The organism is Vibrio sp. 1401 (assembly GCF_033340295.1).
Genome location: NZ_JAWOWF010000042.1, coordinates 34,034 through 48,787, shown reverse-complemented (window position 1 = coordinate 48,787; position 14,754 = coordinate 34,034). Strand labels below are relative to the sequence as shown.

General features: G+C 46.4%; 14 protein-coding genes. All 14 read left to right on the top strand.

The window, feature by feature from the left end; translation table 11 throughout:
* Window positions 1-195 (top strand): flagellin (locus tag R7Z77_RS18625; RefSeq protein ID WP_031855108.1); only part of this gene is annotated, 195 nt, incomplete at its 5' end.
* Between the two features lie 288 nt (window positions 196-483).
* A complete protein-coding gene (locus R7Z77_RS18620; protein ID WP_005380449.1) occupies window positions 484-1,614 on the top strand; it encodes a flagellin in 1,131 nt (376 codons plus the stop codon).
* 92 nt (window positions 1,615-1,706) lie between these two features.
* Window positions 1,707-2,141: a flagellar protein FlaG gene (gene flaG / locus R7Z77_RS18615; RefSeq protein WP_005380451.1), complete on the top strand. Its 435-nt coding sequence runs from the start codon at window positions 1,707-1,709 to the stop codon at window positions 2,139-2,141.
* A 21-nt stretch (window positions 2,142-2,162) separates the two neighbouring features.
* A complete protein-coding gene (gene fliD / locus R7Z77_RS18610; protein ID WP_213967828.1) occupies window positions 2,163-4,157 on the top strand; it encodes a flagellar filament capping protein FliD in 1,995 nt (664 codons plus the stop codon).
* A gap of 3 nt (window positions 4,158-4,160) precedes the next feature.
* Window positions 4,161-4,466 carry a flagellar protein FliT gene (locus tag R7Z77_RS18605; RefSeq protein WP_005380456.1) on the top strand — a complete coding sequence of 102 codons (306 nt, stop codon included), beginning with the start codon at window positions 4,161-4,163 and terminating at the stop codon, window positions 4,464-4,466.
* Between the two features lie 12 nt (window positions 4,467-4,478).
* Window positions 4,479-4,889, top strand: a complete 411-nt coding sequence (gene fliS, locus R7Z77_RS18600; protein WP_005380457.1) for a flagellar export chaperone FliS — start codon at window positions 4,479-4,481, stop codon at window positions 4,887-4,889.
* 287 nt (window positions 4,890-5,176) lie between these two features.
* Window positions 5,177-6,643, top strand: a complete 1,467-nt coding sequence (locus R7Z77_RS18595; RefSeq protein WP_005380458.1) for a sigma-54 dependent transcriptional regulator — start codon at window positions 5,177-5,179, stop codon at window positions 6,641-6,643.
* A 199-nt stretch (window positions 6,644-6,842) separates the two neighbouring features.
* The gene (locus R7Z77_RS18590; protein WP_005380459.1) at window positions 6,843-7,874 is read left to right on the top strand and encodes a sensor histidine kinase; all 1,032 of its coding nucleotides are present in this window, start codon (window positions 6,843-6,845) and stop codon (window positions 7,872-7,874) included.
* Window positions 7,875-7,910: 36 nt separating this feature from the next.
* Window positions 7,911-9,320, top strand: a complete 1,410-nt coding sequence (locus R7Z77_RS18585) for a sigma-54-dependent transcriptional regulator (protein WP_213967829.1) — start codon at window positions 7,911-7,913, stop codon at window positions 9,318-9,320.
* A 122-nt stretch (window positions 9,321-9,442) separates the two neighbouring features.
* Window positions 9,443-9,754, top strand: a complete 312-nt coding sequence (fliE, locus tag R7Z77_RS18580; protein WP_213967830.1) for a flagellar hook-basal body complex protein FliE — start codon at window positions 9,443-9,445, stop codon at window positions 9,752-9,754.
* Window positions 9,755-9,768: 14 nt separating this feature from the next.
* Complete coding sequence (gene fliF, locus R7Z77_RS18575; RefSeq protein ID WP_005380462.1) at window positions 9,769-11,511, top strand: flagellar basal-body MS-ring/collar protein FliF; 1,743 nt, start codon at window positions 9,769-9,771, stop codon at window positions 11,509-11,511.
* Entirely contained in the window at window positions 11,504-12,559 is a 1,056-nt protein-coding gene (gene fliG / locus R7Z77_RS18570; RefSeq protein WP_005380470.1) for a flagellar motor switch protein FliG, read from the top strand. The genes fliF and fliG overlap by 8 nt, the downstream gene beginning before the upstream one ends.
* Before the next feature lie 71 nt (window positions 12,560-12,630).
* Entirely contained in the window at window positions 12,631-13,431 is an 801-nt protein-coding gene (fliH, locus tag R7Z77_RS18565) for a flagellar assembly protein FliH (RefSeq protein ID WP_005394317.1), read from the top strand.
* 3 nt (window positions 13,432-13,434) lie between these two features.
* Window positions 13,435-14,754 carry a flagellar protein export ATPase FliI gene (gene fliI, locus R7Z77_RS18560; RefSeq protein ID WP_318136784.1) on the top strand — a complete coding sequence of 440 codons (1,320 nt, stop codon included), beginning with the start codon at window positions 13,435-13,437 and terminating at the stop codon, window positions 14,752-14,754.

The window sequence follows — 14,754 nt, the reverse complement described above, 5'->3', positions numbered from 1 at the left end:
CGTTTCAACCACGCAATCAGCAACTTGGACAACATTAACGAGAACGTGAATGCGTCGAAGAGCCGTATCAAAGATACTGACTTCGCGAAAGAAACGACGGCAATGACCAAGTCACAAATTCTATCGCAAGCGTCAAGCTCAATCCTTGCGCAAGCGAAACAAGCGCCAAACTCAGCGCTAAGTCTGCTAGGTTAATTTCAAACCTAAGACGAGAACCTCATTGGCTCGTGGTGAGAGATGAGCGAGTAAACCCAGCTTCGGCTGGGTTTTTTTCTGTCTTTTGGGGCCCCAGGATTTCTGCGAATCACGACATTAGAGCTTCATCACATTTCAGTAAGCCAAAGAAAATAATCGCAAAAAATTGAAAATTTCTTCTAAAGGATATTCATCGGTCGCCGTTAAAGGGACTGAGAGAAATGAGATGTACCTAAGTGAGGTGAGAGACACGACGGTACATTCACTAAAGCCTTAAGGAGATCAATTATGGCGATTAACGTTAATACTAACGTTTCTGCGATGACTGCACAGCGTTACCTAAACCAGGCAGCTGACGGTCAACAAAAATCAATGGAGCGTTTGTCTTCGGGTTATAAAATCAATAGCGCGAAAGACGATGCTGCAGGTCTACAGATTTCAAACCGTTTGAATGCACAAAGCCGTGGCCTAGACATGGCAGTGAAAAACGCAAACGACGGTATTTCTATTGCACAGGTTGCTGAAGGTGCAATGAATGAATCTACCAACATCCTACAACGTATGCGTGATCTTTCGCTTCAATCGGCGAACGGCTCTAACTCAAAAGCAGAGCGTGTAGCGATCCAAGAAGAAGTAACAGCGCTAAACGACGAGCTAAACCGTATTGCTGAAACTACCTCTTTCGGTGGTAACAAGCTTCTAAACGGTACTTACGGTACTCAATCTTTCCAAATCGGTGCGGACTCAGGTGAAGCAGTGATGCTTTCTATGGGTAACCTACGCTCAGACACTTCAGCAATGGGTGGTAAGAGCTACGCAGCAGAAGAGGGTAAAGACGCATCTTGGACTGTTGGTGAGAAAACAGAGTTCAAAATGAGCTACACCAACAAGCAGGGTGAAGAGAAAGAGCTATCAATCAGCGCTAAGCAAGGCGATGATATTGAACAGCTAGCGACATACATCAACGGTCAAAACGATGATGTAAAAGCCTCTGTTGGCGAAGATGGCAAACTACAAGTATTTGCTTCTTCTCAAAAAGTTGAAGGTGATGTTGAGTTTTCTGGCAACCTAGCAGACGAGATCGGCTTTGGTGGTCCGAAAGACGTAACAGTGAAAGACATCGACGTAACCACAGTAGCTGGCTCTCAAGAAGCAGTAGCGGTTATCGACGGCGCTCTTAAGTCCGTAGACAGCCAACGAGCTTCACTCGGTGCTTTCCAAAACCGCTTCAACCACGCAATCAGCAACCTAGACAACATTAACGAGAACGTTAACGCGTCTAAAAGCCGTATTAAAGATACTGATTACGCGAAGGAAACCACTGCGATGACTAAGTCGCAAATTCTTCAGCAAGCAAGTACTTCAATCCTGGCTCAAGCGAAGCAGTCTCCATCTGCAGCGCTAAGCTTGTTGGGCTAAGTGGTAAACCCAGCCTGAGGTCAACACCTTAGTGCTGGGGCACCAAAGCGATAGGTTCTATCGTTAGCCCATAAGGTGGAAGGGAGATTGTAATGGATATATCCTCCTACGCATCGAACATCCAGCCTTACGGCACGCCAAATGGCACAAAGTTTGCAAATAAAAATGGCAATGATATAGGCACGTCTAGCCCAGCAAATTCAAATGGTGAGATTTCGCCGCAAAAAGCGAAAAACACCGAATACGACTTCTCTGTTCAAGCTGCGCTCGAGATGGCTGAAAGCCGTCAAGAACTGAACAAAGAAGAACGTGAAAAATTGGTCGCGCAAATGAATGAATTTGTCACGTCCATAAACAAAGGAGTCGCATTTCGAGTGGATGAAGAATCCGGACGAGATGTGGTGACGATTTATGAAGCCAATACCGGTGACGTGATTCGTCAAATTCCTGATGAAGAAATGCTAGTGGTATTGCGTCGCCTAGCTGAGCACACAGCCAACAGCGGGTTGTTGACTGAAAAAGTGTAAGTCGTTTTTAGAGGTGATTTGATGAGTTTAGGCCCTTTGGGGATGTCTGGCGGCATGGATATTAATTCCATGGTCAGCAAAATTGTGGATGCCGAACGCGTACCAAAGCAGCAACGCATCGACAACGAACGCACGACAATTAATGCCAGTATCAGTGCTTACGGGCGACTCAGAGAATCATTGGATACGATGAAAAATCTCATGGCGAACTTTCGTCAGGAGAAAGCATTTGCCGTTCGCACCGTCGAAACGACCAATGACAATATCGTATCTGCCACGGCAACCACAGATGCTATCGCTGGCAAATATGCTATCGATGTGTTGCAGCTTGCTCAGAGCCATAAAGTCGCTTCTGACGTATTGCCAGAAGACGCAAAATTTGGCCCTGGTAAGCTGCAGATTTCGCTTGGTGATGAGCGTTTTAACATCGATGTTCGTTCCCGATCTAAGCTCATCGATGTCGTACGTGGCATCAATGGCGCTAAAGATAACCCTGGCGTTCGTGCATCTCTTATTAACGACGCCGAAGGTCCACGCCTTATCCTTGCTTCTAACCTCTCTGGTAAGGATCATCAAATCAGAGTCAGTGTGGAGGCAGAAAAAGGCAACCCTCTTAAATATTTCGAATACCAAACACTTGAAGACCGCGTCAACGCGCTTGAAGAAGCTCGTTCAGCGGCGGAAGATGTCTTAGGTCCTCTTAAATTTCCGGAACAACCAGCAGAAGAGCTGGATGCAAACGGCAATCCTCTACCTCCAGAAGAGCAAAAAGCGGCAGACGATGTACAAGATGATGCATCGCAAGCGCCAATCTCTGCGGCGGGTGCAGAAGCAGCCAAAGCTGGTCAAGAAGCCATTGATGAAGCCAACCGACGCGCGAGTTTACGCCCTGAAGACAGAATTCCAGGGTGGACAGAAACTGCGTCAGGTACTTTGTTGGACTCTTATGAAGAACCAGAGCTCGAACTCGACGAAAAGGCAATAGAGAAGGCACCAGATGTACCAGGCTGGAATAATGCCGCATCGGGCACCCTAACTGATTCTTACGTTACGACGAAAGAGGCTAAGCAGCTTCTTGAGCAAGAAAAAGCGGAAATCGAGCAAAAAATTGCGAGTGAAAAGCAAGCGTTAGACGAAAAAGTGGCACGTGGTGAACTTTCCGAAGCGCAAGCTAAGCAAATTCATCGCGCTAAACTTGATCCTCAAGAACGTGAGCGTCTGGAAAAAATTGATGAAGCAGAAGCGAAAATCGCAAAGGCACAATCTGCTTTTGAAGAATACCTTGGAATGACAGAAGTACAAGCAGGGCAAGATTCAGAAGTTCTGCTTGATGGCGTGGCAAAGCTATCTAGCCACAACAATGTGATTGAAGATGCGATCGAAGGTGTTGATTTAACACTAAAAGGCAAATCAGAACCGAATAAACCGCCTGCTGAAATTGGTGTCGAGTACGACCGTCAAAGTGTACGCAACGATATCGAAAACTTTGTGGCAGCGTATAACTCGTTTTATCAAACCTCCCAAGCGTTGGCGAGTGTGGATCCGGTAACTGGTCAAAAAGGGCCGTTGTCAGGTGACAGCACCGTACGCAGTGCAGATTCACGATTAAAATCGGTCTTTTCTACTCGAATCGATAAGGCGCCTGAAAACCTAAAGTCCTTAACAGAATTTGGCATTACGACGACACGTCAAGGCACCCTAGAAATCAACTATGACATGCTAGATCGCCAGTTGAACAATAACTTCAACGAGTTAGAAAAGTTCTTCGGTGGCAACACAGGTTTTGCTAAACGAGTAGAAGATGCGATTCACGGTATCACAGGTATTACAGGCAGTATTCGTACTCGAGAAAAAAGTCTCACAGAACAAAACTACCGTTTGAGTGACGATCAAGCGGCATTAGATCGCCGCATGGAAAGCCTAGAGAAGCGTACTCATGCGAAGTTTACCGCTATGCAAGATGCGACCGGTAAAATGCAGGGCCAGTTAGGCGCTTTGATGAGTGCGTTGGGTTAATAAATGCAAAAAGAACTCATGGAAATTAGTGATATAGATCAACTAATTACGCAAGAATTAGAAAAAATTGATTTTAATGCTGAAGAAATTCTTCGCTTGGTCGATATCAGGGAACGGTTATTGCAAAACCTGTTACCAATTATTCATCAAAATCCTTTGGTTAAGCAGGATGCAGAGTGGCAAGCATTGCTAACTCGTACCAAAAGAATTGTCGAGCTGATGCAATCGGAAACGTCAAAGGTCGGAAAAGAGCTCCATAAGTTTCGTTATGGCCAGCGTTCACTTCAGCAGTACAAAAAATTTATTTAAAAGAGGATTACTATGCGCGGTTCTTTGCAAGCATACAAAAAGGTATCAGTCGACAGCCAGCTTAGCGCGGCTTCTCCGCACAAAGTCATTCAAATGCTTATGGCTGGTGCGATTGAGCGCCTTATTCAAGGTAAAGCAGCCATGCAAGCAGGCAATATTCCAGCAAAAGGTGAGCGCTTAGGTAAAGCGTTAGACATCATTATCGCGCTACGCAGCTGTCTATCTATGGATGACGGTGGTGATATTGCTTCAAACTTAGATTCACTGTATGAGTTTATGATCACGCAAATTTCTGCTGCTAACCATCAAAATGAGCCTCAGCTGATCGACGACGTTATCGACATTATCCGTGAGATCAAGTCCGCTTGGGACCAAATCCCAACAGAGTTTCATAATCTTACCGCTGCTGAAGTTGGTATTTAATAGTCAAAACAATGCGTTAAGATACTAGACGAATATATTTGTCAATTGCGCAACGAGTTGTGTAGCAAAGTTTCTATCAAGCTCACACCTCTCCATTGCTTGGTTGCCTTATTTTTATATTCAAATAAAATAGAAGCCATTAGTAGCCCTAATGGCTTTTTTGTTGCTGATTTTCCTATTTTGTCTATCGTAAATTGAGTGTGGTGGTTCTGCCTTCTTTAGCACCCAATTGCGCAAATCAAGGTTTGGCCGCAACGCACCTAAAATAAAGGCAATCATTCTTACTTATGCATGGTTTGGCAAAGCTGCTTGTAATTGATGATGACGCATCAAGTCGTTTAAATTTAAGCAATATATTGGAATTTGTTGGAGAAAATTGCGAAGCGGTCAGTTCTGATCAGCTCAGCGATGTTGATTGGTCTAGCGTATGGTCGTGCTGTATTGTTGGTAATATTCCAGCAGGTCAAGCGGCGAGTACGGTTATCTCTCATTTAAACAGCGCTTACCACATCCCTCTTCTAGTCATGGGCCGTTTTCCTTTGCCTGTTGATGATCTTCCAAATTTTGTTGGTGAACTAGAGCTGCCGCTTAATTACCCACAGCTTAGTGAAGCGTTACGCCACTGCAAAGATTTTCTGGGGCGAAAAGGAGTGAATGTTGTTGCTAGTGCACGCAAAAACACGCTTTTTCGCAGCTTAGTTGGTCAAAGTAGAGGTATTCAAGAAGTTCGACACCTGATTGAGCAAGTATCAAACACGGAAGCAAACGTGTTGATCTTAGGTGAGTCCGGTACGGGTAAAGAAGTTGTTGCGCGTAACATCCACTATCACTCTTCATACCGCGATGGCGCATTTGTACCTATTAACTGTGGTGCAATACCGCCTGAGCTCCTAGAAAGCGAATTATTTGGTCACGAAAAAGGCGCGTTTACTGGTGCGTTAACTGCCCGTAAAGGTCGATTTGAGCTCGCAGACGGTGGCACTATCTTTCTTGATGAGATTGGCGATATGCCAATGTCGATGCAAGTAAAGTTGCTTCGTGTATTGCAAGAACGCTGCTTTGAACGTGTAGGTGGCAATAGTACCATCAAGGTAAATGTTCGAGTTGTGGCGGCGACACACCGTAATCTAGAAAATATGATTGAAGAAGGCACGTTCCGAGAAGACTTGTTCTATCGTCTGAACGTGTTTCCGATTGAGATGCCAGCGCTGAAAGAGCGCAAACAAGATATACCATTGCTGCTGCAAGAACTGATGACACGTTTAGAGGCGGAAGGCGGACAACCTATCTGTTTTACCCCTCGTGCGATCAATTCATTGATGGAGCACAACTGGCCGGGTAACGTGCGTGAGTTAGCGAACCTTGTTGAGCGAATGATCATTCTGTACCCAAATAGCTTAGTCGATGTAAACCACTTACCAACCAAATATCGCTACAGTGATATCCCGGAGTTCCAACCAGAAAGTAATCCGTTTATTTCGGTTGAAGAACAAGAGCGTGATGTGTTCCAAGACATCTTCTCTGAAGATTTTAGCTTTGAAGATCAAGACGACCTTGATCACAGCATGAACGCCCCGCAAGCGCTGCCACCGGAAGGGGTTAATTTGAAAGAGCTGCTGGCTGATTTAGAAGTTAATATGATCAGCCAAGCATTAGAAGCGCAGGGTGGCGTTGTAGCAAGAGCGGCCGACATGCTGGGTATGCGACGTACTACGCTGGTGGAAAAAATGCGTAAGTACAACTTACAGCGCTAGGTAAAGTGAAGTTTTAAGACGATATCTGAATTATCACTTGTGCTAGTTAACATCGTTTTTCTGGCATCCAAAACCGTTATCTCTGAGTGTCAACTTATTGTCGATAGCTTAACATCCTGATAAATATAAAGAATAGCTTGGTACGCTAATTGCTTGCCAAGCTATTTTAGTTTTAGCGGCGATATTTCGACAGGCAGTAATGGATAACAACACCAATCAATCCCATTTAGATTCCGTAGAGAATCAGGTTGAGCGCTACAAACAGGTGCTCGATGTGATGCCTGCTGGAGTGATTTTGCTCGATACGTACGGAGTAGTCCGTGAAGCAAATCCAGAAGCGCACCGAATTCTTGAGATTCCACTGGTTAACGAAAAATGGTTCAACGTTATCCAGGCGGTGTTTGACCCACGTGAAGATGATGGCCACGAAGTTTCATTACGTAATGGCCGTAAAGTTCGACTCGCCATCTCGGCGTCCACAACAGGTCAATTGATCCTGATTACCGATTTAACCGAAACCCGTTTACTTCAAGCTCGTGTCAGTGATTTACAGCGCTTATCGTCGTTAGGACGTATGGTTGCGTCGCTTGCTCACCAAGTAAGAACGCCGCTGTCGAGCGCTATGTTATATGCATCCAATTTGGGAGCGCCAAATCTTCCTCCAGCGACAAAAGATCGCTTCCAAACCAAATTAATGGATCGACTGCACGATTTGGAAAAGCAGGTTAATGATATGCTGCTTTTTGCTAAAGGTGGTGATAATAAAGTCATTAAGCCATTTACGATTGCCCAGTTGGTAGCGGAATATCAGCCGATGGTCGAAACCGCGCTAAAAAACAACAGTATTGATTACTGCCTAGAAGTGGAAGAAGAACAAACTGAACTACTAGGCAATGCGAACGCCATTGCATCCGCATTAAGTAATCTGGTCATGAATGCGATTCAAATGTCTGGTAAAGAATCGCAAGTCGATATTTTTTTCCGCCCGGTAAATGGTGAGTTACGCATTTCTGTGCAAGACAGCGGACCGGGAGTGCCCGAAGAACTGCAAGCCAAAATCATGGAGCCATTTTTTACCACACGTTCTCAAGGAACTGGATTAGGGTTGGCAGTTGTTCAAATGGTTTGCCGTGCCCATGACGGTCGATTGGAACTTATTTCAGAGCAGGGTGATGGAGCCTGCTTCACCATGTGCATTCCGCTAGAGCGAGTGCAAACAGAAGCGCAATAAGCGGCTTTTGGTAATAACAATTTCTGGAGAATCATAATGGCGCAAAGCAAAGTGCTGATCGTAGAAGACGATGAAGGTCTTCGTGAAGCCCTAGTCGATACTCTGGCTCTGGCAGGGTATGAGTGGTTGGAAGCGGACTGTGCTGAAGATGCACTGTTGAAGCTGAAATCGAATACGGTTGATATCGTCGTTTCTGATGTGCAAATGGCGGGTATGGGTGGCTTAGCTCTGCTCAAAAGCATCAAGCAGAATTGGCCTAACTTACCAGTATTGCTAATGACGGCGTACGCCAACATTGAAGATGCCGTGTCTGCAATGAAAGATGGCGCGATTGACTACATGGCGAAACCATTTGCACCAGAAGTGTTGCTAAATATGGTCAGTCGTTATGCACCGATAAAAAGTGATGACAACGGTGATGCTATCGTTGCTGATGAGAAAAGTCTGCGCTTACTCGCGTTGGCCGATAAAGTGGCGCGTACAGATGCGAATGTTATGGTGCTAGGTCCGAGTGGCTCAGGTAAAGAAGTGATGTCGCGTTATATTCACAACGCGTCAAATCGTAAAAATGGTCCTTTTGTCGCAATTAACTGTGCCGCGATTCCTGACAATATGCTCGAAGCAACACTGTTTGGCTATGAAAAGGGCGCATTTACTGGTGCTGTTCAGGCATGCCCAGGAAAGTTTGAACAAGCGCAAGGTGGCACAATCTTGCTTGATGAAATCAGCGAAATGGACTTGAACCTGCAAGCGAAGTTGTTGCGTGTTTTGCAAGAGCGAGAAGTAGAGCGCCTTGGCAGTCGCAAAAGCATCAAGTTAGATGTTCGTGTGTTAGCGACGAGTAACCGTGATCTTAAGCAATACGTGTCAGAAGGAAACTTCAGAGAGGACTTATATTACCGCCTGAATGTATTCCCAATTGCGTGGCCTGCACTTAAAGAACGTAAAGGCGATATTGCACCGCTTGCCAAGCATCTTGCTGAGCGTCATTGCAGCAAAATGGGCATGCCAGTGCCTCAATTCTCGACCGTTGCGTTAGAAAAACTATTGCAATACCCTTGGCCGGGTAATGTTCGTGAATTGGATAACGTGGTTCAACGAGCGCTGATATTAAGTGAAAATGGCGACATCGATGCAGAGCACATTTTGCTTGAGGGCGTAGATTGGCAAGATGCCAATAGCTTGCAACACGTGGTGCAAAACGCAGATATGGTCGTGCCCAATGTTAAGCCAGTTGCGCAAGCTGAGAGTGTCAGCCGCCCGGTCAGCGGTGGAGAAGGCTTAGGCAGCGAGCTACGCGATCAAGAATACGCCATTATTTTGGAGACTTTGGTTGAGTGTAATGGTCGACGCAAAGAAATGGCGGAGAAACTGGGTATAAGCCCTCGAACCTTGCGCTATAAGCTTGCCAAAATGCGTGATGCTGGTATAGATATCCCGAATTAACACAGACAACGGCCATAAGACGAAAAGTGTAAGTAAATTGATTGCTAATGTCTTATGGCACGTTAATTGCTGTGTCAATAATCAGTTTTGTTAATAGTCAATCTTTTGGCTTAGAGGTGCTAATGAAAATTGATGGTATTCAGGCAGAAATGCGCGCCATGATGGTAGAAGCAACCAATACGACTCCTACTGCAAGTGGGGCGAAAGTTGGAGCGGATTTTAACGATCTCCTAACTAAAGCCATCAATAACGTGAACACACTTCAAAAAGCATCTGGTGATTTACAAACCCGTTTTGATCGTGGTGATGCCGATGTATCCCTTTCTGACGTTATGATCGCTCGTAACAAGTCTAGTGTCGCTTTTGATGCGACGGTTCAAATTCGCAATAAACTCGTTGAGGCATATAAAGACCTCATGAACATGCCAGTGTAATTTAGGTAATAAGTGTGGCAGACAAGTCTACAGATTTAACCGTCACTGAAGGCGGCTCAGATGGTGCACTGGTAGCAAGTTCCGATGTGGATGTGGAGAGTCAAAATCCAGATCTAGAGGAGCGTAGTGCGTCAAAATTCGATATGGCAGTGGGCGACCTCGATTTACTTCGTCAGGTTGTGCTTGTGCTGTCGATATCCATCTGTGTTGCATTGATCGTGATGCTGTTCTTTTGGGTCAAAGAACCGGAAATGCGCCCACTTGGTGCGTATGAGACCGAAGAATTGATCCCCGTTCTGGATTATCTGGACCAGCAGAAAATCAATTATAAGCTTGATGGCAATACTGTTTCTGTTGAATCGAGTGAGTACAACTCGATCAAACTTGGCATGGTTCGTTCCGGCGTTAACCAAGCTACAGAAGCGGGCGATGATATTTTGCTGCAAGACATGGGTTTTGGTGTTTCACAACGTCTCGAGCAAGAGCGTCTCAAACTCAGTCGAGAGCGCCAATTGGCTCAAGCAATTGAAGAAATGAAGCAAGTTCGCAAAGCACGAGTGTTATTGGCACTGCCAAAGCACAGCGTGTTTGTGCGTCATAACCAAGAAGCGTCTGCGTCGGTATTTTTGACATTGTCGACAGGCACGAACCTTAAGCAACAAGAAGTGGATTCTATTGTCGACATGGTGGCTAGTGCTGTGCCGGGAATGAAAACTTCTCGAATTACCGTCACAGATCAGCATGGCCGCTTACTCAGCTCAGGCTCCCAAGATCCCGCTTCTGCGGCGCGACGCAAAGAACAAGAATTAGAACGCAGCCAAGAGCAAGCGCTGCGCGAAAAAATTGATTCCGTACTATTACCCATTTTAGGTTATGGCAACTATACGGCGCAGGTTGATATCCAAATGGACTTCAGTGCGGTTGAACAAACCCGCAAACGCTTTGATCCAAACACCCCTGCGACTCGCAGTGAGTACGCACTCGAAGATTACAATAACGGTAACATGGTAGCGGGTATTCCGGGTGCGTTGAGTAATCAGCCTCCAGCGGATGCCTCAATTCCGCAAGATGTGGCTCAAATGAAAGATGGTTCTGTCATGGGGCAGGGTTCAGTTCGTAAAGAATCCACGCGTAACTTTGAACTTGATACGACCATCAGCCACGAGCGAAAGCAGACTGGGACGGTGGCTCGTCAGACCGTTTCTGTTGCGATTAAAGACCGTCGTCAAGTTAACCCTGATACGGGTGAAGTGACTTATACCCCAATGTCCGAATCTGAAATCAATGCCATTCGCCAAGTATTAATTGGTACTGTTGGCTTTGATCAAGGCCGTGGCGATTTGCTGAATGTATTGAGTGTAAAGTTTGCTGAGCCAGAGGCTGAGCAGCTAGAAGAACCACCAATTTGGGAGCACCCTAACTTCAGTGATTGGGTTCGTTGGTTCGCAAGTGCATTAGTGATTATTGTGGTTGTGTTGGTTCTGGTTCGCCCAGCAATGAAGAAATTGCTTAACCCTACCAGCGATGATGAAGACGAAATGTACGGACCAGACGGCTTGCCGATTGGTGCGGATGGTGAAACTAGCTTGATTGGCAGTGACATCGAAAGCAGCGAACTGTTCGAGTTTGGCTCAAGTATTGATTTGCCAAACCTTCATAAAGATGAAGATGTATTGAAAGCGGTTCGCGCTCTGGTTGCGAATGAACCTGAACTGGCTGCTCAAGTAGTGAAAAACTGGATGAATGACAATGGCTAACGATATCGTACCTCAAGATGACAACGCCGCGGGAATGCCAGTAGAGCTGGATGTTTCAACCATTACCGGCGAAGAAAAAGCGGCAATTTTACTACTGAGCCTTAATGAACAAGATGCAGCTGGCATTATCCGTCACCTAGAACCAAAACAGGTTCAGCGTGTTGGTAGTGCGATGGCTCGCGCGAAGGATCTCAGCCAAGACAAGGTATCTGCTGTTCATCGTGCGTTTTTGGAGGATATCCAGAAATACACCAACATTGGTATGGGCAGCGAAGACTTTATGCGTAATGCACTGGTTGCCGCTCTTGGTGAAGACAAAGCCAACAACTTAGTTGACCAGATCCTACTTGGTACGGGCTCAAAAGGTTTGGATTCTTTGAAATGGATGGACCCACGCCAAGTGGCGAGCATTATTGTCAATGAACACCCACAGATTCAAACTATCGTACTGTCTTATTTAGAAGCAGACCAATCTGCAGAGATTTTGTCTCAGTTCCCTGAGCGCGTGCGTTTGGATCTGATGATGCGTATTGCCAACCTTGAAGAAGTTCAGCCATCAGCATTGGCAGAGCTGAACGAAATCATGGAGAAACAGTTCGCGGGTCAAGCGGGTGCACAAGCAGCCAAAATTGGCGGCCTGAAAGCAGCAGCGGAGATCATGAACTACCTAGACAACAACGTCGAAGGTTTGTTGATGGAACAAATTCGCGATCAGGACGAAGACATGGCGACGCAAATCCAAGACCTAATGTTTGTCTTCGAAAACTTAGTCGAAGTGGACGACCAAGGTATTCAGAAGTTGCTGCGTGACGTACCACAAGACGTGTTGCAAAAAGCACTCAAAGGTGCAGATGACTCGTTACGTGAGAAAGTCTTCAAGAACATGTCTAAACGTGCTGCTGATATGATGCGTGATGATATAGAAGCGATGCCGCCAGTACGAGTGGCAGATGTAGAAGCCGCTCAGAAAGAAATCTTAGCAATTGCCCGTCGAATGGCGGATGCTGGTGAGCTCATGTTGTCTGGCGGTGCTGACGAATTCTTATAATTTCTATTGCTTCGCAATTATCCTATTGCGGAGCACCCTCACTTCTTAATCGAACACACAATAGGTAACCCATGGCTGGCGATAGAAAACGTGGATTTATCCGTCCTGATGAAGATGATTCGATGATCGAACCTCAACGTTGGGGGCTGCCTGATTATGGCGAGCCTAAAGCCAAACAAGCAAAACAAACCGCGTTCAACTATGACCCGGGATGGGTGCCGAATTTTGATGAGCCTGAAGAAGAGCAGCCACTTGCGCTAACCGAAGAGCAAATTGAACTGATTAAGCAAGGCGCTTATCAAGAAGGCTTACATCAAGGTCAGGAAGCTGGCTTTAAGCAAGGTTACGACAAAGGTAAAGAAGAAGGGTTGCAAGCCGGCCATGCTGAAGGTCTCGAGCTCGGAAAAGCTGAAGGGGTAACTGCAGGGCAAGAATACATTCAGCAGCAAGTTGAAACCTTTATGAACTTGGCCAATCAGTTTGCTCAACCTTTGGAGTTGATGAATGCTCAGGTTGAAAAGCAGCTGGTGGATATGGTGCTCTGTTTAGTTAAAGAAGTGGTGCACGTTGAAGTACAAACCAACCCTCAAATTATTTTAGATACGGTGAAGCAGTCGGTCGAAGCGCTACCAATATCAGGCCACCCTATTACCTTGCACCTGAATCCAGAAGATGTCGCGATTATTCGTTCAGCTTATGGTGAAGAAGACCTTAATTGTCGCAACTGGACGTTAGTTGCTGAGCCATCGCTCAATCGAGGTGACGTCCAGATTGAAGCCGGTGAATCAAGCATTAATTATCGCATGGAAGAACGCGTCAAAAGCGTATTGCACAGCTTTTGTGGCGCAAACCGTCATCAAGAGGGTGAGTAATCCATGCAAGCACTCGCTGACCGCTTAAAAAGCTACAAAGTTGAAGGCCTTACGACGCGCCCTGTCGCCTCTGGCAAACTGGTGCGTGTGGTTGGGTTAACGTTGGAAGCAATCGGCTGTCGCGCACCAATTGGCAGTTTATGCTTAGTGGAAACCATGTCAGGTCAGATGGAAGCCGAGGTTGTCGGCTTTTCAGGTGACAACCTATTTTTAATGCCAAGCGAACAAATTACGGGCATTTTACCTGGCGCGAGAGTCACCCCTTTAACCAGTGACGCTGGTTTGCCTGTCGGCATGGAGTTACTTGGGCGCGTGATAGACGGGGTTGGGAATCCACTTGATGGACTTGGCCCTTTGTATACCGATCACCGTGCCTCTTTTAATGCCGAGCCGATCAACCCGTTGGCTCGAAAACCAATTTCTGAACCGCTCGATGTTGGCCTAAAAGCCATCAATGGTTTGTTGACGGTTGGTAAAGGTCAGCGTATCGGTCTGTTTGCAGGTTCTGGTGTGGGTAAATCGGTCACGCTTGGCATGATGACGCGAGGCACCACCGCACAGGTTGTGGTCGTCGGCCTGATAGGTGAGCGTGGACGTGAAGTTAAAGAGTTCATCGAAGAGGTCTTGGGTGAGGACGGTCGTCACCGCTCAGTGGTGGTCGCGGCGCCTGCCGATGCTTCACCTCTAATGCGCTTAAAGGGGTGCCAAACGGCATTAACGATTGCTGAATACTTCAGGGACCAAGGGTTAGATGTTCTGCTATTGATGGATTCGTTGACTCGTTTTGCACAAGCACAGCGTGAAATCGCACTTTCTGTTGGTGAGCCGCCAGCGACGAAAGGTTACCCGCCTTCTGTATTTGCCAAGCTGCCAGCGCTGGTTGAGCGAGCGGGTAATGGAAGTGCCGAGCAAGGCTCGATTACGGCGTTCTTTACCGTGTTGACCGAAGGGGATGATTTGCAAGATCCGATAGCGGACGCATCGCGAGCCATTCTTGATGGCCATATTGTACTTTCTCGTGAAATGGCGGATGCAGGCCATTATCCGGCGATTGATGTCGAGAAGTCGGTGAGCCGTGTTATGCCGCAAATCACGACCGAAGAGCACGTTCTGATGTCAAAAGCGGTGCGACAGGTCTTGTCTATTTGTCGCAAGAATCAAGATTTGGTCTCGATTGGAGCGTACAAACCGGGTACCGATCCTGCTATTGATGGCGCATTTACTTTGAAACCGAAGTTAGACGAATACTTGCAGCAGAGCATGAAAGAATCGGTGCCATACGATATGTGCGTCAATATGCTTAGAAACATTTTGGGTGGGTGA